14 protein-coding genes and 2 pseudogenes are annotated in these 22475 nt (G+C 69.8%); 12 read left to right on the top strand and 4 right to left on the bottom strand.

What is annotated here, in order from left to right; translation table 11 throughout:
• Positions 1-15: 15 nt before the first annotated feature.
• The 3 genes and pseudogenes from AB0B76_RS56640 (at position 16) to AB0B76_RS56650 (ending at position 6826) form a co-directional block, all read left to right on the top strand.
• On the top strand, positions 16-321 hold the full coding sequence (locus AB0B76_RS56640) for a DDE-type integrase/transposase/recombinase (RefSeq protein WP_360394099.1): 306 nt from the start codon (positions 16-18) through the stop codon (positions 319-321).
• A gap of 55 nt (positions 322-376) precedes the next feature.
• Positions 377-583 (top strand): annotated as a pseudogene (locus tag AB0B76_RS56645) (IS701 family transposase); the annotation flags it as partial.
• 558 nt (positions 584-1141) lie between these two features.
• Positions 1142-6826: a tetratricopeptide repeat protein gene (locus AB0B76_RS56650; RefSeq protein ID WP_360394066.1), complete on the top strand. Its 5685-nt coding sequence runs from the start codon at positions 1142-1144 to the stop codon at positions 6824-6826.
• A gap of 27 nt (positions 6827-6853) precedes the next feature.
• Here AB0B76_RS56650 and AB0B76_RS56655 read toward each other — a convergent pair whose 3' ends face one another.
• Complete coding sequence (locus AB0B76_RS56655) at positions 6854-7720, bottom strand: hypothetical protein (RefSeq protein ID WP_360394068.1); 867 nt, start codon at positions 7718-7720, stop codon at positions 6854-6856.
• Between the two features lie 222 nt (positions 7721-7942).
• Here AB0B76_RS56655 and AB0B76_RS56660 point away from each other — a divergent pair, with 222 nt between their 5' ends.
• Together AB0B76_RS56660 and AB0B76_RS56665 are read left to right on the top strand one after the other, a co-directional pair.
• On the top strand, positions 7943-8401 hold the full coding sequence (locus tag AB0B76_RS56660; protein WP_360394071.1) for a hypothetical protein: 459 nt from the start codon (positions 7943-7945) through the stop codon (positions 8399-8401).
• A gap of 355 nt (positions 8402-8756) precedes the next feature.
• The gene (locus AB0B76_RS56665) at positions 8757-9254 is read left to right on the top strand and encodes a hypothetical protein (protein ID WP_360394074.1); all 498 of its coding nucleotides are present in this window, start codon (positions 8757-8759) and stop codon (positions 9252-9254) included.
• A 217-nt stretch (positions 9255-9471) separates the two neighbouring features.
• Here the strand turns inward: AB0B76_RS56665 and AB0B76_RS56670 are convergent, their stop codons facing one another.
• Complete coding sequence (locus AB0B76_RS56670; RefSeq protein WP_360394077.1) at positions 9472-9804, bottom strand: hypothetical protein; 333 nt, start codon at positions 9802-9804, stop codon at positions 9472-9474.
• A gap of 217 nt (positions 9805-10021) precedes the next feature.
• On the opposite strand from AB0B76_RS56670, the gene AB0B76_RS56675 reads away from it, so the two are divergent.
• From AB0B76_RS56675 to AB0B76_RS56695, 5 genes are all read left to right on the top strand, one after another.
• Positions 10022-10519, top strand: coding sequence for a YfbM family protein (locus AB0B76_RS56675; protein WP_360394080.1), 498 nt, complete (start codon positions 10022-10024; stop codon positions 10517-10519).
• Positions 10520-10793: 274 nt separating this feature from the next.
• Positions 10794-11396 (top strand): transposase, encoded by a 603-nt coding sequence (locus tag AB0B76_RS56680; RefSeq protein ID WP_360394083.1) that lies wholly within the window; start codon positions 10794-10796, stop codon positions 11394-11396.
• A complete protein-coding gene (locus AB0B76_RS56685; protein WP_360394102.1) occupies positions 11311-11574 on the top strand; it encodes a hypothetical protein in 264 nt (87 codons plus the stop codon). The genes AB0B76_RS56680 and AB0B76_RS56685 overlap by 86 nt, the downstream gene beginning before the upstream one ends.
• A gap of 240 nt (positions 11575-11814) precedes the next feature.
• Positions 11815-12711, top strand: coding sequence for an integrase core domain-containing protein (locus tag AB0B76_RS56690; RefSeq protein WP_360394085.1), 897 nt, complete (start codon positions 11815-11817; stop codon positions 12709-12711).
• A 418-nt stretch (positions 12712-13129) separates the two neighbouring features.
• On the top strand, positions 13130-13582 hold the full coding sequence (locus AB0B76_RS56695; RefSeq protein WP_360394088.1) for a DoxX family protein: 453 nt from the start codon (positions 13130-13132) through the stop codon (positions 13580-13582).
• A gap of 16 nt (positions 13583-13598) precedes the next feature.
• On the opposite strand, the gene AB0B76_RS56700 is transcribed toward AB0B76_RS56695, so the two are convergent.
• Both AB0B76_RS56700 and AB0B76_RS56705 read right to left on the bottom strand, forming a co-directional pair.
• A complete protein-coding gene (locus AB0B76_RS56700) occupies positions 13599-14270 on the bottom strand; it encodes a VIT family protein (protein ID WP_360394091.1) in 672 nt (223 codons plus the stop codon).
• Positions 14271-15065: 795 nt separating this feature from the next.
• On the bottom strand, positions 15066-15785 hold the full coding sequence (locus AB0B76_RS56705; protein ID WP_360394094.1) for an FAD:protein FMN transferase: 720 nt from the start codon (positions 15783-15785) through the stop codon (positions 15066-15068).
• 413 nt (positions 15786-16198) lie between these two features.
• Here AB0B76_RS56705 and AB0B76_RS56710 point away from each other — a divergent pair.
• Both AB0B76_RS56710 and AB0B76_RS56715 read left to right on the top strand, forming a co-directional pair.
• Positions 16199-16651, top strand: a pseudogene (locus AB0B76_RS56710) (IS5 family transposase); the annotation flags it as partial.
• Between the two features lie 283 nt (positions 16652-16934).
• Entirely contained in the window at positions 16935-22325 is a 5391-nt protein-coding gene (locus AB0B76_RS56715) for an AAA family ATPase (RefSeq protein WP_360394097.1), read from the top strand.
• The last annotated feature ends 150 nt before the right edge of the window (positions 22326-22475 follow it).

Raw genomic sequence — 22475 nt, forward strand, 5'->3', positions numbered from 1 at the left:
TTGGCCACGTTGAAGGTGACACCGAACGAGGTGGTCACCGACGCGGCACCGGTGTACCTGGCCGTGCTCGATGAGGTGGTCCCGTCGGCGTGGCATCACGTTGAACGCTATGCCAACAACCCGATCGAGGCTGATCACGGCCAGCTCAAGCACCGGCTCAGACCGATGCGCGGCATGCGCACCGACCGCACCGCACGGACGATCATCGCTGGACACGCGTTCATGCAGAACCTTCGCCGCGGCCACTACGAACTCGGGCTCGACGCCCCACCCGGACTGCCCATCGCCGCGGCGTTCCGCGAGCTCGCCACCGCAATCTGAGCTCGGCGTACCTGAAGCTCAACGCGCCTTCCGATCGGCGAACGCAACAGCACCCTTCCAGACCTCGAAGAACGAGGTCGGCCTCGACCACTATCAGGTCCGCCGTTACGACGCCTGGTACCGCCACATAACCCTCGTTATGGTGGCACACGCCTTCCTCGCCATCACCGCGTCGCAGGCCGAAAAGGGGGCTCCGAACCTGAACGGGACGGCCTCATCCGCCTCACCCTCGGCGAGGTCCGACGTCTCCTGGCACACCTGATCACCATCGTCCGACCGCTTGATCATATCGATCGATGGTCGCGATGGCGGCGCCGGCACCAGTTCCGCGCCAAAACCAGCCACTACCAGTGAAGACTCGGCCTCCATGAAGTGCGGCTGGAGTATTAGGCGTAGTCCTCTTATCCGTAGGTTGATCGGATCGATTCTTTATAGGATCACCTATAATGTGGGCGAGCGGAGGTCATCACTGTCAATCCCCTGGAACCGTGAAGGACTGCATTATGCGGCTTGAGTGTCCCGTGCTCGAGCTGAGGCAAGGGCCATAGCATCGTGCGTTCAGTCCGGTCCGGTGTGCCGTCGAAGCGGTAGGCGATGAGCGTCGTGCCCTGCTGGCGACGCACCGGTCGGGGTCGCGGCTGAGAGTCTTCGCGCCGGGCAGCGCCGGTGCCGTGCGGTGCTCGCCGGTCGCGATGTCGGTGAACGTCGGTGGGCTGCCGATCGACGAGGACCACGTCGGCCGTCATCACCCGTTCTTCCCCTGGCGTGCCGCGCCGCGGACCGTCCACACTGGAGACCGAGACCCGTCGATCCGCCGATCATGAACAGGGGAACCGTGGAGCCGACGCCACCGCGCTTCGACATCGACGTCACGGGTGCTCGGGGCCTGCAGGTCGGCAGCCACAACACTCAACACAACTACTACGCAGCGGTACCGCCGGTCCGGTCGACCTACGGGCATCAGATCCGCAGCATCGTGCCGTCGCGGCTGCTGGACCGGGAGGCGGAGCTGGCCGATCTGGCCGCGTTCTGCCTGGCCGGTCACGGCCCCGCGTACGCGTGGTGGCGGGCGCCGGCCTGGGCCGGGAAGTCGGCGTTGATGGCCTGGTTCGCGCTGCACCCGCCGGACGGGGTACGCGTGGTGCCGTTCTTCGTCACGTCCCGCTGGGGCGGCTACGGCGACTGGCGCGGCTTCCTGGACGTCGTGTCGGAGCAGCTCGCGGAGGTGCTGGCCGAGCCGGGCCCGGCGAACCCGCGGATCTTCGACTTCTGGGCCCTGCTGGACCGGGCCGCGCAGGCGTCCGCCGATCAGGGCCGGCGGCTCGTCCTGCTCGTCGACGGGCTGGACGAGGACCGGGGCGTCACGGGCGACCGGGACGCCCACAGCATCGCCGCGCTGCTACCGGCCCGGCCCGTGGCGGGGTTGCGGGTCATCGTGTCGGGGCGGCTCAACCCGCCGATCCCGTTCGACGTCGGCGACGACCACCCGCTGCGCGATCCCGCCATCGCGCGAGAACTCGCACCATCGGCCGTGGCTCAGGTGATACGGCAGGACATGGAGCGCGAAATGCGCGGATTGTGGGGCGGCAGCCGTGCCGAGCGGGACGTCGTCGGGCTGATCGCGGCCGCTCGGGGCGGGCTGAGCGCCGCCGACCTCGCAGAGCTCATGGCCGGCGGTACCGCGGAGGAAATGTCCACAGCCGACGTCGACCGGTTGCTCGTCACGGCGGCGGGCCGCTCGTTCGTGGCGCGGCCCAGCCGGTGGCAGCCCGGCAGCAGGCCGGACGTGTACCTGCTCGGCCACGAGGAGCTGCAGATCAGCGCCGCGGCGCAGGTCGGTGTCACGGGGTTCGATCGGTACTGGGCCCGGATCCGTCAATGGGCGCAGGGCTATCGGGGCCGGGACTGGCCGCCCGGCACCCCGGAGTACCTGCTGCGGGACTATCCGCTGGTCGTGCGGACCACCGGCGACCTGCCGCACCTCGTGGAACTCGCGGTGGACCACCGGCGGCACGCGCTGATGCGCCGGATCACGGGCGGCCATCACGGTGCGCTGAGCGAGATCGCCGCCGCCCAGCAGGACCTCATGGCCACCGAACCGCCGGACGTCGCCGCCGTTGCCCGCCTAGCCGTCCACCGCCAGTCGCTGGGCCGCCGCAGCGGGGAACTGCCGTGGGGGCTGCCCGCTGTCTGGGCCGGGATCGGGGCGGTGCTAGGGCGAGAGGGCGATATCAGCCGCGCCCGGGAGATCGCGAGGTCCTTCACCGATCCGCTCCGGCGGTGCGCCGAACTGCTCGACGCCGCGGGCGTCCTGACGGCGAAGGGCAGCGCGGAGGAGGCGGCGTCGTTCACGGCCGACGCCCTTACCCTCGCTCGCGAGATCACCGAACCCGGCCTGCGGGCGGAAGCCCTGGCCAAGGTGGCGGAGGCGGACACCGGCCGGGGCGGGACGATTCTCGACGAGGCGCTGGCCCGGGCGGCGGACATCGGTGATCCGGACCGCCGGCAACCGGCACTGGCCGCGATCGTTGAGGCCGCCGCGGCCACCGGCCGGACCGGCCGCGCGACGGAACTGGCGGCGTCCATCATGTCCGACCGGTGGCGCACGCAGGCCCTCCAACGCGCGGCGCAGAGCGCGGCCGGCCGCGGCCACCTGGACGCGGCGGAAACCCTTCTCGCCGCGATCGACCCGCCGAACCAGCGGGCGTGGGCCCTGGGCGCCGCCATCTTCGCCGTGGCGCAGGCCGATCTCGCCCCCGGCGAGCGTGCCGCCGCGGTCCGGGCCTGGGCGACCCGTGCCGAAACGGCGGCCCGGGACATCCCCGAGGCGCAGTGGCGGGCCGACATGCTGGGCGCGGTCGCGTACGCCTCGGCGCTCGTCGGGGACTCGTCGCGGGCGCGTGCGTTCATCCGCCGGTCCGAGGCCGCGGCGGCCGACGGGCGGCCCGACGCCGACCGCCACGCATCCGTCTCCGTCGCGTGCGCCCATGCCGTTCTCGGCGACACCAGCGATGCATTGGCGATCGCTCTTTCGGCCGGGTCGAGCCACCGCGCGGTCGCCGCGGCGCTGGCCCGTGGGGGGCGGCCCGACGAGGCCGAGGCTCTCGCCGCCGAGATCGACGAGCCGACCCCCGGTCAACGCAAGCGCGAGGCCGCCCGGGGACCGCTCGCCGACCTCGCTCGCGGCGCCGACGACAGCGACGTGCTGCCCCAACTGGACGCGCTCGCCGCCCTGGCCCGCGTCGCCGTCGACGTGGGCGACACGGACCGGGCGATCAGGCTGTGCGAACAGATCGAGGCCGCGACCACGACCGACGCCGTCGCGTTCCTGGACGAGACGACCACCGCGGAACTCGCCGGGGCGCTGGCCGCCGCCGGGTACACGGACGAGGCTCTCGCGTACGCCGAGACGATCGGTGAACCGGGGCAACGCAACCAGGCGCGGTACCTCGTCGCCCGCGGCGCCGGCCACGACGAGCAGACGAAGGTCGTCGCCGCGATCCGGTCCTGGACGTGGACGGACGCCCGGGAGGTCGCGGCGGCGCTGGCCGCGGTCGCTGAGACGGCGGCGGGGGCCGGCGACACGGCGCGGGCGGTCGCGCTCGCCGAGGAGTCCGTGGCCATGACGGGCCCCGTCGACGAGCCGTTCGAGCACGCCACCTGGTTCCGGGTGCTCGCGGACGCGGCGCGGGCCATGGCCGTCGCCGGTGAACCCGCACGCGCGTGCGCGATCGCCGACCGGCTGGCCGCGACGGAATCGTTCCATGCCATCGCTCTCACGGGGGCGGCCGTCGCGGCGGCCAGGGCGGGACAGGTGGCCGCCGCCCGGCACATCGCGCTGGCGCTGGGCCACCCGGACGAACGGGCGCGGGCGCTGGCTCGCGCGGCCTTGGCCGCCCTGCACGCCGGGCGGCCGGAACCGGCTCGCGCCCTGGCTCTCGCGAGCGCGGCCGAACCGATCGGCGAAGCCCGCCCGGCGACCACCACCAGGGCGCGGTCGGGTACCGGTTTCGCCGTTGCGGCAGCGGTCGAGGTCATCGACGGCCCGGGCGGCCCCACCGAGGCCCGCGCGATGAGCGACCTGATGGCCATCACCGGTGCCGAAATCGTCCGGCAGGCGTTACCCGCCGATGTGGATGCATCGTCCGGCCCGGAGTTCACCGCTCAGTCCCTCGTCATTCCGGCTTTGTCCGAGGACCCGCGTACCGACGTGTCGGCGCTCCTCACCGAGGTGTTCGACGCCATCGGCGACCACGCCCGGGCCCGCGCGACCGCGACCGCCGCCGTGGTCGCGGCCCGATCGATCTACTCGCCGCGGTACAAAGCCGATGCCCTCGGCAACGCGGCCCGGGCCCTGGCGGCCTGCGGCGACATCGGCGAGGCCCGATCGGTTGCGGACGAGGCGGCGGCCGCTGCGAAGCACATCGGCACTTGGCGCAAACAGGAGGCGGCCGAGCGCGCCGTCATGCGGGTGCGCGGCGTGATCGCGCGGGCCGCCGCCCGGGCCGGGGACCTCGGCGTGGCCAGAGCCCTCATCGACGCCATAACCGCCGACGACGTACGTGCGGAAGCACTTACCGGCCTGGCCCGGGACCTTGCGGCGGAGGGTGACGAGGACGGTGCCGTCGCACTTGCCCTGTCCATCGGGGAGCCGACCGGCCCGGCCCGCGCCCTGGCCGCCGTCGCGGCGACCGTGACCGGCCCGCGCGCGCAGGTTCTGGCCGGGCAGGCGCTGCAGGCCGGCAGCTGGGAGGTGTGCCTGACCGCCCTCACTACTGTCGCGCCCGGCGCGGTCGCTGCCATCGCGGCCGAGGTCCGGCGGGTGGCACCTTCTCCGGCGTCCGATGAGGCGGTGGAAGATTCGGCGCGGATGTGCGCCCATCTCGCCCCGGAGCCGATCCCGATCGGTTTGCTCGAGAAGGCCGGTGAGCCGGTCGACCGGCTTCAGCGTCTCGGATTCGCCCACGTGGATCAGGGCGGCCTCCGGCTGTACCCGTCGGCCCGGGCCACCCTGCGCGAAGGTGCCTCACCGGCCCAGGCCACGCTCGCCCTGGCCCGCGCGGAGCAGGTGCTGCTGGCCGGGGATCCCGGGAGCACCGACGATCCGGCCACCTGGAGCACCTGGGCCTCGCTGACGCCGCACATCCTCGCCGTCGAGCGGGCGGTGACCGGGCCCACCGGCCTGCACCACCTGGCCTGCCGCGCGGCGTGGTACCTGTTGTACAGCGGCGACTTCCGAGCCGGTCACGAACTCGCCGCCGACCTCCACGGCCGGTTGTCCCGGCAGTTGGGCAACGACGACGACGCCACGCTGAAGGCAGCCGCGGCCTTGGGTTTTGCGTTACGGCGGATGGTCCGCTACGCCGAGGCCCTGCCCCTCGACACGGACAGGCTCGACCGCCATCGGCAGATCCACGGGCTCGACCACCCCGACACGTTGCGATCGGCCAACGACCTGGCCATCGACAAGCGCCGGCTCGGGCAGGTCACGGCCGCTCGCGAGCTGGACGAGGACACCTTGGCCCGGCGCAAACGGGTTTTCGGTCACGACAACGCCGAGACGCTGATCTCGGCCAGCAATCTGGCGTTCGACCTGACGTTGCTGGGCGACCTCAAGGGTGCCCGGAAACTCAATGAGGACACCCTGGCCCGGCGCAAGCACGTCCTCGGGCGCGACCATCCCGACACACTGGCCTCGGCCAACAACCTGGCCTTCACGCTGCACCGGCTCGGGAAACTGAAGCAGGCCCGCAAGCTGAACGAGGACGTCCTCGCCCGTCGGCGGCGGGTGCTCGGTGACGACCACCCCGACACGCTCGCCTCCGCCGGCGGTCTGGCCCAGGTGCTGCACGCCCTGGGAGACCTGCGGGCGGCCCGGGACCTCGACGAGGAAACGCTGGTACGGCAGCGACGCGTGCTGGCCGATGACCATCCCCTCCTGGTCGATGCCGAGTACAAACTCACCGAGGTGCTCCAAGACCTCGGAGATCTGCCCGCGGCCCGGCAGCTCGGCGAGGACGTCCTGGCGCGGCGCCGCCGCGCCTTCGGCGACGATCACTCGCACACACTGGAAGCGGCCACCCGACTGGCGATCGCCGTCCGCCGGCTGGGCGAGCCGCAGACCGCCCGGATGCTTGACGAGGACACCCTGGCGCGCAGCCGGCGTACGCGGGGCGACGATGACGACACGACACTCGAACTCGTCAACGGACTTGCCAACGACCTGTACGAGCTCGGCGAGTTCGACGCCGCGCGCGCCCTGAACGAGGACAACCTCACCCGGCGTACCCGGCTTCACGGTGACGACGATCCGAACACCCTCATCTCGGCGCACAACCTGGCGAACTGCCTGCACGCCCTGGGCCAGCTGGAGGCGGCCCGAGACCTGTACGAACAAACGCTGACGCGGCGGCGGCAGGTGCTCGGCGAGGACCATCCTCACACCCTGGGTACCGCGGCCCGTCTCGCCGAGAACGTGCGCGCGCGGGAAGAGCGCGAGACCTGACGGCGGCCGCCGGTCGCCTGAGCTGTTTTATGAGGCGAGCAGGTCGAGGAGCCCGCCGACGAGGAAGAGGACGGCAGCCACCTTTCGCAGCACATGCAGCGGACGGGTCTGGTCGAGCAGCCCGCCCCATCCTTGCTGCACGGCGCCGAGGGCACGGTAGCCGAGTGCGGCTGTCAGCAGCCGGAGCTTCGGGTTCACGATGATCAGGGATACGCCGATGGCAAGGTAAGCGACGAGCAGCCAGGGCGTTCCCCACTTGAGCGCGGCGAATGCCGTTATTGCGCCAGCGAGGAGAACGGCGAGGCCGAGGAACCCCGCGCCGAAGTTGTTCTGGGCCGCCTTCATCTCCTGGATCAGGTGCCGTTCGTGTTCGGGCAGCTGCGTGGCGATCAGGCGGTTGACGCGGTTCACCGTAGCTTCGTACTGCTGCGGGCAGACCCGGCCTTTAGAGTGTTGCTCCCCGCAGTCGTGCGGGGCGGATAGGGCGGTGATGGCTTCTCTGTGGAAGTCGCGGTAGTCCGTGAGGGGCATGGTGAGCCCGGCGGAAACGGCCTTCGGAGGCGTTTCAATCTTGAACACTCGGGGACCCACCTTGGGGGCGGGGACGGTTACGACGATGTCGGCGAGGATGGTGGTCTGCAGCTCGAGCCAGCGGTGGATCTTCCGCTTATGCCCGCTCTGGTCGAGCTTCAAGCGGGCGCGGTCTTGCGAGGCCTTACCCAGGTTACGCAGGTTCGTCGGATCGGGCAGGTCCAGCAGGATGGCGAGCCCGGCCAGGTAGAGCAGGGACTTGCCGGCCCGACCCCAGATGGCCATCTTGAGGCCGAACAATTCCAGGGTGCCGGTGGGCTTTCCCGTGAACCATGCGGCGATGAGGTCGTACAAGCCGCTCATGCGTGCCCCCCATGAGTCGTGACGTCGATGGCGCAGCACACGTAACAGTAATTAGCCTGTGCCAACCTCGTTGTTGCAGGTCGACGAGCGTTGACAAGCGGGACTTTGGTGCTCGTCCGGAGGTCAGCGGAGGTGATCAACTTTGTTTGATGAGAACCACCGCGCTCGACGACGTTGATCACGGTGCGGTCGCGGTCGGCGGGGGGATCACAAAAGGCGAATATGGTGCTGCTGACCGAGGCGGCCAGGGACCCCGATGTCCTCGGCATGCGGGGATTCCAGGGCATGGCGCTCTCGGCCCTGCCGAACCCGGAAGCCGCGCTCGCCGAACGGCTGTGCGTGGCCGTCCGCGACGTCGACCGCCTCCTGCCAGCTGCAATCGCAGCGGTATCGTCCGCCCCGACGTATCTCGACGTCCGGGAGCAGCGCCGGGCACCCGGTGCACTGGCCGAGCCATACCTGCGTGTGTTCTTCCCGGACGGCCTGCCGTCGCCGGCGGCGGCCACGCCCGCCCAGCGCCGACTCGCTGCAGCGGTCGCCCGGCACGCGCCATGCCGAGAACCTGACATCCAGGCACGGCCATCCTCGGGCCAGCACCTCGAAGCCTGGAACGGGACGTTTTCACGGCTCGGCCTGCCCAACGACCGGTCGTCGTGGCAGGCCGTGGCCGACCATGCCTGAGCCGGTTCAGAGCGCCTCCAAGCACCGGCGTGCGCACCGTCGGATGTGAAGTCGGCAAGGGCGGAGCCGACCAGCTCGTCAGTCTGACCCCACATACCAGCAGCATCTTTCGGTCGACGATGGTGCGCGCATCTGCCGCCTATCGGGGGCTGTGGCTCCGAGGCCGTCACGCTCCGTACGCCGTTCAGCTGCCCGATCACCGGGCTGGCGCGCGCTCGTGCCGAGAACAGCGCGGCTAAGTGAGGGGCGAAATGCGGATGCGGTGACCTCGCCGAGGTGCTGCGATCGGCGGCAGTGCGGACATGTGTCAACGATGCTGGCATGCCGGCCGCCGAGCGTGGTGAAGGAGGGCACGGTGAGCGAACCGCCCGTGTGGCTGCTCGACGTCGACGGAGTCGTCAACGTCGAACGACCCGACTGGGGCGTCGTGCCGCAGAACGGCCGGGCATTCGCTGAAGGCATCCAGTGGCGGATGCGCTGGGCACCGCCGTTGCTTGCCCGCATTCGGCGGTTGCATCGGGACGGCGTTGTGGAGGTCCGCTGGTGCTCGACGTGGTGTGCGCGGCCGGGCGAGTTGCAGCGTGTCCTCCGGCTTCGCTTTGCTTGTGCGTTTGGTGCGGTGCCGAACCCGGCGGTGGCGAAACTCGCCGCGGCGCGTGCGGTGCTGGCCGGTGGGCGCCGGCTGGTGTGGACGGACGATGACGTGGTGCCCGACGCCGGTGCGATGGTCGACGAGCTGACTGTCGATGGCAGGGCGCTGCTGATTCGCCCAGATCCGCGGTGTGGGTTGACGCCGGCGCACCTGGATGAAATTGAGGCGTTTGCACAGTGCAGGCTCGACGGAGCGGCATGACCTCTTGAAGTACCAGATCGAGTGCCGCCAAGCGTCGAACTCGTCACCGCGCGGTTCGTCACATCGCGGTCGATGGAAGCGGCTGTTCATGGCCGGAAAGCTAGATCCACTGGCTGCACGGATCTGCCGCTGGTCGCGTGTTGCAGGGCGTCACGATGATCGGCATGAATCAATCCGCCTATCAGTGCCATCGTGCTGCGCGGCTTGGCGGCGTACGTCAGAAGTTGCCGGCGCGCCAGGGGAGGCGCTCGAGTTCGTCGAACTGGCCGTCGGCACAGAGCGCCAGCAATTCCGGCAGGCGTTCCCGTGGCACCTCACGCAGGTGGCGCGGGGTCGCCGGCCAACTGTCCTCCTCACCGTCGGCGTCGACGTTCTCCCAGACCAGCAGACCGCTCGGAAAGGCGGACAACGTCCATCCGCTTTCGTGGGACACCGCAATGTCGGGATGCTCGTCGTCCTCGTAGGCATCCAGTTGGGCCACCAACGTCGGCAGCAGGTGTACGGCGTAGTTGTTCATGCTGCCGTCGCGATAGGTCACCGTTGCGGACACCTGCCCTCCTAATCGGTCGTCGGCGTGCGAGCAACCGCAGTCTGACATAGCCACCCGGTTGCGCAGCACCGCGCTCCGCCTGAGGAAAATCACGTGCGCATTCATGCCGCGAATCGCTCGCTACCGATCGTGACCTGCTCGTCCGCTGCTGGCGCGTTGACCGCCGATGTGCGCTGGGTGGCGGTGCACCGACTACGGGTTCAAGTACCCTGCGGCCATGGCGTGCCGAGGGATGTTCTATGCGCTCACAGCGGACCAGGAAGCCGCTCTGATGGCGACCCGCGACGACACCGAGGTTCGGGCGTTCGTCGAGGAGGTCGAGATGGGCGATTGGGACGGTGAGCCGCTGGATTGCGAGACGGACAAAGCATGGGACGCCATCCACCGATGCCTAAGCGACGGGACCCTTGGCAGCGGCCGGCGCCTGTCCCCACTCGACATGGCCGTGCTCGGCGGCGGCCACCACCACGAGGGCGACGACTACGTCGTGACCCACTTGCGGGCCGATGAGGTCGCCCAGGTCGCTACCGCTCTCGAAACCGTGGGCGAGACCTGGATGCGTCAGCGATACGACCGCATCGACCCCAGGAACTACCAGGGCCTGCTCAGCGACGAAGACTTCGCCTACACCTGGTATTGGTTCACGCAGGTACGCGATTTCTACCGCAAGGCCGCAATGGCCAACCGTGGCGTCATCTTCACCGTCTCGCAGTAGGGTCAGACCACCGAGGCGGCAGCTCGTCTGCCATCCGCTAGTAGTAGTCATCTGTGTCCTTTGTGGACGCCCTGGCGGGTGGGAAAATGGGTGGTTGCCCGCCGACGTCGTCGCGGCTTGGTTCGATGAGACCGTTGGGTAGTCTGACGCTGGGAGCCGGTTCCAGGGCCCTGCATTGTTGCTTCGAGCACCCGAGTCCGCCTCTTGTTGTCCCTCGGCCCCGCGGGCAGCCACCTGACAGGTGTCCGCGTGGTGCCCGACGAGGAGCACAGGAATGGAAGCAACCGACGAAACTGTCCAGCTTGCAGAGCGGATCGCCGCGCTGGACATCGGCAAAGCCAGTCTGATGGCGTGCATCCGAGTACCGAACGAACGCACCGTGGGCAGGCGCCGGCAGGAGGTGACCGAGTACGCCACAACCACCGGCGCGCTGCTGCGCCTGGCCGACCGGCTCCGTGAACTGGGCGTGACCAGGGTGGCGATGGAGGCCACCTCGGACTACTGGAAACCGGTGTTCTATCTGCTCGAGGCCGAGGGGTTCCAATGCCGGCTGCTCAACGCCACACACGTGAGGAACGTGCCCGGCCGGCCCAAGACCGACAAACTCGACGCGGTCTGGCTGGCCAAAGTCGTCAAACGAGGCATGTGCGCACCCAGCTTCGTACCACCCCAAGCCGATCCGCCGGCTGCGGGACCTCACCCGCTACCGCCGCTCCCTGATCCGGGACCGTACCCGGGAGAAGCAACGGCTGGAGAAGCTCCTCGAGGACGCCCAGATCAAACTGTCGGTGGTGGCCTCGGACATGTTCGGCGTCTCCGGCCGGGCCATCCTGGCCGCGCTGATCGCCGGGCAACGCGACCCCCAGACCCTGGCTGAACTGGCCCGTGGTCGGCTCCGTTCCAAGATCAGCCAGCTGCGGGAGGCGTTGACCGGCCCCTTCCAGGACCACCACGCACTGCTGTGCGCCAAGATGCTCGACCGCGTCGACGCCATAACCGCCGACATCGCCGAGGTGAGCACCGCGATCGAAGCCGCGATCCTGTGGGGCTCGTAAACCGGGTTCAGGGGGTAGTGACGTGCGGCTTTGTCCGACGCTTGCCCCACCGGTAGCGGTGACGATCGAGGTCATGACGGCTTCGCTGGTGTACCTGCTGCTACGCCAGGTCCTACAGATGCTCACTCAGCTGGCCCGCGACGGCGGCGCCAAAGACGTCGAACTGCTGGTGCTGCGGCATCAGGTGGCAGTGCTGCGCCGGCAGGTCCACCCCCGGACCTGCAACCGGAAGATCGGGTGGTGCTGGCCGCGTTGTCCCGGCTGCTGCCGCGAGCGCGATGGTCGGCGTTCTTCGTCACCCCTGCCACGCTGCTGCGCTGGCACCGGCAGCTGATCGCCCGGCACTGGACCTATCCGTACACCCGACCCGGCCGGCCACCCATCGACCGGGAGGTCCGTGGCCTGGTACTGCGGCTGGCCGCGGAGAACCCGACCCGGGGCCATCGCCGCATCCATGGTGAACTGACAAGCCTTGGGTACCGGATCGCCGCCAGCACCGTCAGGAAAATTCTGCATCAAGCCGGTGTCGACCCGGCACCACGACGGACCGGACCCACCTGGCGGCAGTTCCTCACCGCCCAGGCGCGCACCATCGTGGCCTGCGACTTCTTCACCGTCGACACCGTGTTCCTGCACCGCATCTACGTGCTGTTCTTCATCGAGCTCGCCACCCGGCAGGTCCACATCGTCGGCGTCACGAAGCATCCGACGGGTGTCTGGGTCACCCAACAGGCCCGGAACCTGCTCATGCACCTCGACGAACGCGCCGACCAACTCCGGTTCCTGATCCGTGACCGCGACACCAAGTTCACCGCCGCGTTCGACGCGGGCTTCACCGCCGCAGGCATCGACGTGCTCCGCACCCCGCCACAGGCACCGAGGGCCAACGCCTTTGCGGAGCGCTGGGTCGGCACCGTCCGACGCGAGTGCACCGACCGGATGCTCGTCATCGGCGAACGGCACCTGTCAACGGTGCTGACGGAGTACACCGAGCACTACAACCGCCACCGCCCACACCAATCACTCAATCAGCGACCACCTGACCCACCACCACCGGTCACCAATCTCGGCGCCGCGCGGGTCCGACGACGCCCGATTATGGGCGGACTGATCAACCAATACTCGCAGGCAGCGTAGTCAAACCGAATTTGTGAGCCGCACACGCCGCTGTCAGCACCATCTCGACGGACATCAGCAGGACCGCCTCGGCGCCGGCCAACTGCCCGGCGAACGACACCCGGCCTGCGCGGGCCGGTGGACCCGTCAGCACCCAGAGCATCGCGCACGCGAGCGCCAATACCGCGACAGTGAGCGGACCAAGCACCCGCGCCGGCGGCAGCGCGAATCTTTCACTCCGGCCGGCAGGCTCAGCGGCAGCGTTCACACGCACAGGTGGGGCGCGTTCAGCACGCCACGTCGGCCGAACCACCACGCCTGGAGTCGCCGTCCGGCCGGGCACGGACGAGCTACGAACAATCGATTGACATCAATCACACGATTGCTCTATTACATTAACGGTCATGCATATAATGAGCGCGGGACTGGAGGGTCGGCTATGCGCGGGAACCGCTTCACGGAAGCCGTCTGGGCGCTGTTCCGGATCGTGATCGGACTGCTGTTCGCCCTACACGGCGCGTCGACGGTGTTCGGGGTCTTCGGCGGCAACCGGGGCAGTGGGCATGCTGCGGTGGTCGGCACCTGGCCCGGCTGGTACGCAGGCGTGATCCAGCTGGTGTGCGGGCTGCTCGTGCTGGTCGGCCTGCTGACGGTCCCGGCGGCCGTGCTCGCCTCCGGGTCCATGGCGTACGCGTACTTCACGGTGCACCAGCCGCACGGGCTGCTGCCGCTGGAGAACGGCGGTGATGCTCCGGCCCTGTTCTGCTGGGCGTTCCTGGCCATCGCCGTGGTGGGCGCGGGCCCGTGGTCCGTAGATGGCCTGCGCCGTGCCCGCGGCACGGCAGCGGCGTATCCCGCGACCGACAGCGGGCCCACGGTCCAGGTGCCATGACGGCGGGCGGCGGTACTCATCCGACAGCGGTGCCGACGAGTGCTCCGATGCCGTAGGTGATCGCCATGCCGGCCGCGCCGCCCAGCACCAGACGCAGGACCGCGCGGCCCGGCCCGGCGCCGCCGAGCCGGGCACTGAGGTACCCGGTCGTGGCCAGCGCGGCGACGACCACGCCGAAGGTAACCGCGACCCGGATGCCGGCCGGGGGTAGCACGATCGCGACCAGTGGCAGCAGCGAACCGATCGTGAAGGCCGTAGCGGACGCGATCGCGGCGTGCCACGGATTCGTCAGTTCATCGGGGTCCAGGCGCAGTTCGATGTCGGCGTGGGCGGCGAAGGCGTCCCGGTCGGTCAGCTCCTGCGCCACCTGGCGGGCGGTCGCCTCGCTGAGTCCCTTGGCCGTATAGAGCGCGACGAGCTCCTCGAACTCGTGCTCGGGCGACGCGGCCAGCTCGGCGCGTTCCTTGTCCAGCAGTGCCCGCTCGGTGTCGCGCTGGCTGCTGACCGACACGTACTCGCCCAACGCCATGGAGACGGCACCCGCCACCAGCCCGGCGACGCCGGCGGTCAGGATAGGTGCGGTGGACGTCGTCGCCCCGGCCACGCCGACGACCAGGCCGGCGGTTGACACGATGCCGTCGTTGGCGCCGAGCACCCCGGCCCGCAGCCAGTTCAGCCGGCCGGACATGCCAGCGTCGTGCGGTTCTCCGGCATGCATGACCACGGCGGCTCCTCGCAGCGGTTGCGGTTCCATGGTGGACGGTCGTCACCCGGTCGGTCGTTCCGGGTCACGCTGCAGCGCCGATGCACCCGCAACCGTCCCCGGCGGTTCGGTATGCCCCGGGTTACCGGCTTCGGGTTGGGCCTGCGCGTAGCTTATCGAGCAGCCGTCTGGCTTTCTGCCGGTTCGCCGGGTCAGTGAGCTGTCGCCGGCCGTCGGTGACCAGGCGCTTGCCTCGCGGGCTGTCGATGAATACTCGAAGGTGTTGCAGGAGTGTGGGCACCGTTGCCTCCATAGGACACGCCGCCGAAGCGGCCGAGCAGGTCCGACAGTCCGCTGGTCAGCTGCTCGCCTGCCGTGGTAGCCGCCTCGCTCGCTTCGCTGATCGTCTCGGCGGTGCTGCCGGCGACGTCGGTGGCGGCACCGGCGGAGGCGTCCGTGGCGTCGGCCGCGTCGCCGCGCTCATGGCGACCGGCTCGGGCCTGGCCCCGCTGCAACGCCGTCTGGTCGGTGTCGGGCGGGTCCTGGCCGTCACCGCCGTGGTGCTGTGCGCGGTGGTGCTGGCGCTGGGCCTGCTGCGTGGCCAGCCGCTGGAGCTCATGGTCGTCACCGCCATCAGCCTCGTCGTCGCCGTACCGGAGTCATTGCCGCCGTGCCGGTCCTGGACCTGCTGGCCATCTGCGGGCTGTCCAGCCTCGGCTACGCCGCCGTCCGCCTCGACCGGGTCGTGCATCGAGGCCCCGCCCGCGACCGCGGCACGACCTAACCCACCGCTTCCTCGACGGGGACGACCGGCAGCCCGGGCGAGGTGAAACCCTCGCCGTCCTCGGTGACGACGACGACCTCATACCCGGGCAGCCCGGCCAACCAGCGTAGGCCGGGCCGGCCCATCGCCACCGCCGCGGTGGCGTAGGCGTAGGCGTCGGCCAGGCCGAGGTCCGGGCCGGCCACCGTGACCGAGCGCAGCTCCCGCGCCGGGCGGCCGGTGCGCGGGTCGACCACGTGAAAACCGCGGGCGTACGTGCCGGACGTCGCCACCGCCAGGTCCGTGCCGGCCAGGACGAGGAACGCCCCGTCGGGATCCCAGGGGTGGCGCAGCGGGATCGGCCAGGGGCGGCCGGTTGCGCTGTGGCCGCGTACGCGTACGTCGCCGCCGGCGTTGATGAAGTGGTTCGTGCTGCCGGCCGCGGCGAGGCGGGCGGAGGCGACTTCGGCGGCCCAGCCCTTGACGTAGCCGGACGGGTCGAGGCGGCCGGTGGCGTACACGTCGAAGTACGCGTCGGTCGCCCGCCACAGGTGCGCGCATGTGTCGAGAACGGCGCGCAGGTCCGGGGTGCCGTCGGCCGGGCGCAGCTCGCCGCGATCCACCCGGTTGATCTCGCTGTCGTCGCGGTAGGTGCTGAAACGCGCGTCGACCTCCCGCATCCAGGCGAAGAAGTCCTCCGAGAGGGCCCACTGGGTGGCCGGGGGCAGGGCTATCAAGTCGCCCGCGTCAAACGCGGCCCCGCCACGGAGGTCGAGGTCGTCTTCCGTGACGCAGCCGGTCGCAGCTGGATCGAGATCGAGATCCGCTGTGTGGCCGGCACACCGACCATCCACGACGAGGGCGAGCACCAAGACCATTACTGACAGAGATGATCACAGACTCCCGTGAACGGCACCCGACTGCCGAAAATCTCGCCGATCACGCTCCGTCACCGCCGAGCACGGGCCCGGGGTGGTGCCGATGCCGTCGCCTGCGGCGTTCTACCGCCTGGTGGCCGGGTTGTCCGCGAGCCGGCACACGTTCGGCACGGCGACGACCCGCCGCACCCAGGCCAACCGGCCCGACCGCCCGTTCACGCGGACCGTCGCCCTCCGCCCCGGCGAGCTCGTCCGGCTCGACACCACCCCGCGGTCCGGGCCCGGTCGACCGCTCCCGAGCGGGCTCGAAGCACCACGTCCTGACCGAGGGCGCCGGCGTCCCACTGTGCGCGTCGCTGACCGGCGGTAACCGCAACGACGTCACCCAACTCCTGCCGCTGATCGACCAGATCCCACCCGTACGAGGCCGGCGGGGCCGACCTCGGCAACGCCCCGACCAGATCTTCGCCGACCGCGCCTACGACCATGACAAGTACCGCCGAGCCGTCCGAGCCGAAGGCATCCGCCCGCGCATCGCCCGCCGCGGCACACCCCACGGCTCCGGCCTCGGGATCTACCGCTGGGTCGTAGAACGCACTATCGCCTGGTACCACGGCATGAACCGACTCCGCATCCGCTGGGAACGCCGCGACGACATTTATGAAGCCTTCCTCGGCCTTGCTACCTGCATCGTTACGTACCGACACATTGCCCGACTTTGTTAGGGACTCCAAGAGCGGCACCTGTGCATAGACGGGACTTCTGAGCTCGTCGCGACCGTGATCGGCCGGTTAGCTGTGGGGCCCCTGGTAAATCAAAGTTTGGCGACGCGGGCTGCGCGTATTCGTTGATCAATCCGCCCAGGATCGGGTGTCGTTGGACCCGGACGCTGTTGAGGTCGAACAGGTGGTAAGTACGCTGTGAAGTGGTTCCGACCATGCATGGGGGTGTCGGATGGGGGCAGGCAGGGTGCTGCCAGGCCCGGATCCACCTGTACGGGCCGAGGTATTGCACGAACAAGAGCGCACGCGCGTCACTCGGCTGTTTCTGGCCGGGCGCACGGTCATCTGTAAGGAGCCGCTGGGGCCGGATGCGCAGCGGCGGGTGCGGCATGAGTTGGCGATCCTGGAGCGGCTGCGCGGTCTCGCGGGAGTGGCGCAGCTGGTGGAGGCGCCGGGCCTCCCGAGGTCGGTCGTGGTGCAGGACGTCGGTGGTGTCAGCTTGGCCGGGTTGGCGAAGCCGTTGGCTGTTGATGATCTGGTCGGGCTGGCGGTGGGGTTGGCGCGGGCGGTGGCGGGGATGCACCGGCGGGGTGTGATGCATCGGGACATCACGCCGGCGAATGTCGTGATCTCTGGTGAGGGCACGCCGTGTCTGGTGGATTTCGGGTTGGCGTCGTCGTTTGCTGAGATTCGTCCCGAGTTTACGCATTACACCCAGATTGTGGGGACGTTGGCGTATATGGCGCCGGAGCAGACGGGGCGTACGGCCCGGTCGGTGGATCAGCGTGCTGATCTGTATGCGTTGGGTGCGACGTTGTATGAGTTGGCGACGGGTGCGCCGCCGTTTGGTTTCGGTGACCCGTTGCGGCTTACGCATGATCATTTGGCTCGGGTGCCGGTGCCGCCACACGAGGTGAATCGGGCGGTGCCGGGGTTGTTGTCGGAGATTGTCATGCATCTGTTGGAGAAGGAGCCGGACAACCGGTATCAGACGGCGGAGGGTGTGGTCTACGACCTGGAGTGGTTGCGGGACGCCGGCGCGGGCCAGGGAGCGGCTGGGGCGGTTGGGTTGCGGGTGGGTGCGCGTGATGTGCCGTTGCGGTTGTTGCCGCCGTCGCGGTTGGTGGGTCGTGATGCGGAGGTGGCGGCGTTGGGGGCGGCGTTTGCGGAGGCGTTGTCGGGTGGGTGTCGTGGGGTGTTGGTGGGTGGGGTGCCGGGGGTGGGGAAGACGGCGTTGGTTGATGAGTTGCGGCCGGTGGTGACGGGTGGTGATGGCTGGTTCGTGGCGGGGAAGTTCGATCAGTATCGGCGGGATCTGGCGTTCGACGCGGTGTATCAGGTGTTTCGTGGGTTGGGCCGGTTGTTGCTGGCGGAGCCGGAGGATGAGCTGGTCGAGGTCCGTGGGCGGATCCTGGAGGCGGTCGGGTCGAACGCTGGTCTGCTGGCCACGGTGCAGCCGGTGTTCGCGGCGTTGCTGGGGGTGCCGCCCGATCCGGGGGATCCGCTGACCGTGCAGGTTCGCTTGCAGCGAATGACTGTGGGGGTGTTGCGCGCGGTCGCTTCGCGGAAGCGGCCGTTGGTGGTGTTCGTCGATGATCTGCAGTGGGCGGGCCGCACACCGCTAGGCGCCGTCGATCTGGTGTTGAGTGAGGAGCAGGTCGAGGGGTTGTTGTTGGTGGGTGCGTATCGGGAGGGGGAGGTGGATGCGGCGCATCCGTTGGCGCCGCTGCTGTCCCGGTGGCGTGAGCAGGCGGAGGTGCGGCACCTGCGGCTGGTCGATCTGCCGGTGCCCGACGCCGTTGCCATGGTTGCGGAGATGCTCCACGTGGGCACGGCCGAGGCAGCCGGCTTGGTGGAGCTGATCAACCCGTACACGTCCGGCAATCCGTATGAGACCGTGGAGCTACTCAACACACTGCGGCGTGACGGTGTGCTGACCGCTACGGCCGGCGGGTGGCGGTGGGACGAGGCGGCTGTGCGTGCTCGCCTGGGCCGATCCGATGTAGCCGGGCTGCTGGCGGCGGGTGTTGACGCTATGCCGCCGACGTCTCGGCGGATGGTGGAGGCGATGGCGTGTCTTGGCGGGCGTGCCGAGTTGAGCCTGTTGCAGGCTGCCACCGCGGAGCCTGCGGGTGTGGTGGAGCAGCGGCTGGCACCTGCTCTCGATGAGGGTCTGGTGTTGATGGAGCCCGGGGTGCACGACGCGGTCCGGTTCCGTCACGACCGGATCCGCGAGGCGGTCCTGCGTGGGCTGGGGCCGCGGCGGCAGCGTGTTCTGCAGTTGGCGATGGCGCGGCGGTTGGCTGGTGTGCCAGAGTTGTTCGCGGTCGCGGCGGAGCAGTACCTGCCGGTGGTCGACGAGGTCGACGACACTGCGGAGCGATGTCGCGTGGTGGGGCTGTTGCGGCGCGCTGCCGGTCAGGCGACGTTGATCGGGAACAATGCGCTGGTGAACGCACTGCTGACCGGCGCGTTGCGGCTGATCGACGCAGGCGACATCGCCACGCTCGTCGAGGTGCGCACCGGCCGCCATGCCGCCCTGTACAGCGTGGGGCGGCTGGAGGCGACCGATGAGGAGTACCGCGCGGTCGAGGGGCTGTGCACCAACGCCTTGGACTGTGCGAACGCAACGGTGGTGCAGGTGCGCAGCCTGACCCACCGGAACCGTTTCACGGAGGCGATCGGGCTTGGCCTGGAGTCGCTGCGTAAACTCGGCATCGCCGTGCCAGCCGCGGACCAACTCCCGATGGAGCTCGACCACCGGTTCGACTACCTGTACCGATGGCTGGACCACACGAATGCCGCCGACGATCTGACTCGACCGGAGATCACCGAGCCGACGCTGCTCGCCGTGATCCGTCTGATCAATGCGATCCTGCCGGCAGCCTTCTTCGCTCCCGACTACGCCTTGGTCGCCTGGCTGAGTTTGGAGGCGCTGCGGATCTGGATCGAGCACGGCCCTGCCGGTGCCCTGCTCGGCCCGGCGAGCCACGCCGCGTTCGCGGTTGTGGACATGCACGGCGACTACGCCTTCGGGTACCGGACCTTGCGGCGGATCGTGGCGCTGGGCGAGGCCCGCGGCTACGAGCCTGACACCTCGCAGGTGCGCTTTCTGTCCGCATTCCAGAGCTGCTGGTTCGAACCGATCGAAGATGTCGTCCAGACAGCTCGGCGGGCCCGGGAGGGGTTGCTCGCGGGGGGTGACCTGGCCAACGCCGGACACACCTACAACATAACCGCGTCGGGCCTGCTGGAGTCCGCGTCATCGCTGGACGTCTGCGTTGCCGAGGTGGAGGCGGGGCTGGCCTTCGTCCGGCGGACCGGCGACGAGCAGACCTGCGAAACGCTCGGAAGCTACCGGCGGCTGGCCGGTGTCCTGCAGGACGAAAGCTCCGCCGCAGCCGGGGCGGCAGGCCCCACCGACAGGTACGCCAGCAGCGTGCTGGCGTGCTTGTCCGCACATGTCACCCGCGCGATCGCCGCCGCCATCTTCGGTGACCTGGTCGACTTGACGCGGCACACCGCAGCGGCGATGCCGCTGCAACCGGTCGCTTCGGGCGCCGCCGTGACACAGGTGCTGCGTGGGTTGGCCCTTGCCGGGCAGGTCCAGGCCGGCCGTGGTGGCGAGCGTGCCGGTCTGCTGGCCGAGCTGGATGATGTGATGCGGTGGCTGGCCGCCCGGGCGGTGGACGCGCCGGCGAATTTCCGGCATCTGCTGCGGTTGCTGGAGGCGGAACGGGCCTGGGCGGTCGGCGACTTCCGCGCCGCCGTCCTCGCCTTCGACGCCGCCCGCCGCGACGCCGCCCAGGTGCAACGGCCGTGGCATCGGGCCCTGATCACCGAACACGCCGCCCGCTTCCACCTCGCCTACGGCGTCGAACACACCGGCTACACCCTCCTCGCCGAAGCCCGCCACGAATACCTCACCTGGGGCGCCACAGCCAAAGTCAACCAGCTCGACTGGGCCTACCCGACCCTGCGGCTGCCAGCCGACGCGACCACCGGACCCGGTGGCGACCAGCGCGCCACCGTCACCACCGGCACGATCGACCTGCTCGGCATCCTGTCCGCCTCACAGGCACTGAGCTCCGAAACCAACATCGCAGGGCTGCGCACCCGGCTGGTCGAGGTGCTCTCCGCGATGACCGGCGCCACCGGCGTCCACCTGCTGCTGTGGAGCGACGACCAGCACGACTGGCTGCTGCCCGCACCCGGCGGCGGCGTCATCCCGGCCGGCGGCACCGGCCACGAACGCACGGTGCCACTGTCCGTACTGCGATACACCCAGCGGATGCGGGAACCCCTCGTCGTCGGCGACGCCACCCACGACGACCGCTTCGCCCGCGACCCCTACTTCACCGACCTCACCTGCTGCTCACTGCTGGCCGTGCCCGTCCTCAGCCGCGGCACACTCCAAGCGGTGCTCCTGCTGGAGAACCGCCTCATCCGCGGCGCGTTCACCACCGAACGCCTCGACAGCGTCAAACTCATCGCCGGCCAACTCGCCGTCTCCCTCGACAACGCCCACCTGTACACCGAGTTCCGCCGCATCGCCGACGAACAGGCAGCCCTGCGGCGAGTGGCGACACTCGTCGCCCGCGGGGCAAGGCCCGAGCTCGTGTTCGCCGCGGTCGCCGACGAGGTCAGCGCGCTCTTCGGCGCTGACGGCACGGCGATTGTCCGGTTCGAGCCGGACGGGGACGCCACGGTCTTGGGAGGCTGTGGGGCGCAGCACGCCAAACCGGGTTCGCGTGGCAAACTCGAGCCCCGCTCGGCCATGGCGTCGGTCCAGGCCACCGGCCGCGCGGCTCGCCGCGACGTGGATCTCCCGAGTTGGGCAAGCCTCCCCAAGGGGGCACGCTGGGCCGTCGCCAGCCCGATCGAGGTCGAGGGCCGGGTCTGGGGCGCCATGGGCGTCGGGTCCCGCCGCGAACGACCGCCGGAGAACACCGAGCAGCGACTGGCCGACTTCACCGAACTCGTCGCGACCGCCGTCGCCAACGCCGAAAGCCGGGCCGAACTGACCAGCTCACGGGCACGGATCGTCGCCGCCGCCGACCAGACCCGCCAGCGCATCGAACGGGACCTGCACGACGGCGCCCAACAGCGGCTGGTCGCACTGGCACTACAACTGCGCATGGCACAGGCCGAACTACCCCCCGAACTCGACACGCTCCGGACCCAACTCGACCACGCCGTCGCCGGAGCAGCCGGCGCCGTGGACGAACTCCGCGAAATCTCACACGGCATCCACCCCGCCATCCTGACCGAAGGCGGCCTCGGCCCAGCACTACGCACGCTCGCCCGCCGCTCACCGACCCCCGTCGACCTCGACCTCCACGCCGTGCGACGACTGCCCGAACAGGTCGAGGTCAGCGCGTACTACATCATCGCCGAAGCACTCACCAACGTCGCCAAACACGCACACGCCTCCATCGCCACGGTCACCGTCGAAGCCGACCCCGCCGACGCCGTCCTGCGCGTCGCGGTCCGCGACGACGGCGACGGCGGCGCCGACTTCGCCCGCGGCACTGGCCTGCTCGGGCTCAAGGACCGCGTGGAGGCGCTCGGCGGCCGAATGATTCTTCACAGCCCGCACGGGGCGGGCACCAGCCTGCGCGTGGAACTCCCGCTCACTCCCACGAACAGCGACGACACGTCCCGTCGAAGACTTTGATTTGTACGTGCGCTGACCACCGAGACCAGGCCGTGGTGGGGACTATCGCCTTTACGGCTCTGGCGCAAAGACGGTGGTGGTCTCGGCGCTCATGCGAGCAGGATTCTGTGTCGTAGCAACGGGAATCCGGCTCTGCCGTACATTTGGCGC

Source organism: Dactylosporangium sp. NPDC049140, from assembly GCF_040648435.1.

Bases quoted from the DNA above. Each gene is read 5' to 3' on its own strand.
- AB0B76_RS56650 (WP_360394066.1), top strand. From the start codon at position 1,142: ATGAACAGGGGAACCGTGGAGCCGACGCCACCGCGCTTCGACATCGAC.
- AB0B76_RS56655 (WP_360394068.1), bottom strand. From the start codon at position 7,720: ATGAGCGGCTTGTACGACCTCATCGCCGCATGGTTCACGGGAAAGCCC.
- AB0B76_RS56660 (WP_360394071.1), top strand. From the start codon at position 7,943: ATGGTGCTGCTGACCGAGGCGGCCAGGGACCCCGATGTCCTCGGCATG.
- AB0B76_RS56675 (WP_360394080.1), top strand. From the start codon at position 10,022: ATGGCGTGCCGAGGGATGTTCTATGCGCTCACAGCGGACCAGGAAGCC.
- AB0B76_RS56680 (WP_360394083.1), top strand. From the start codon at position 10,794: ATGGAAGCAACCGACGAAACTGTCCAGCTTGCAGAGCGGATCGCCGCG.
- AB0B76_RS56695 (WP_360394088.1), top strand. From the start codon at position 13,130: ATGCGCGGGAACCGCTTCACGGAAGCCGTCTGGGCGCTGTTCCGGATC.
- AB0B76_RS56700 (WP_360394091.1), bottom strand. From the start codon at position 14,270: ATGTCCGGCCGGCTGAACTGGCTGCGGGCCGGGGTGCTCGGCGCCAAC.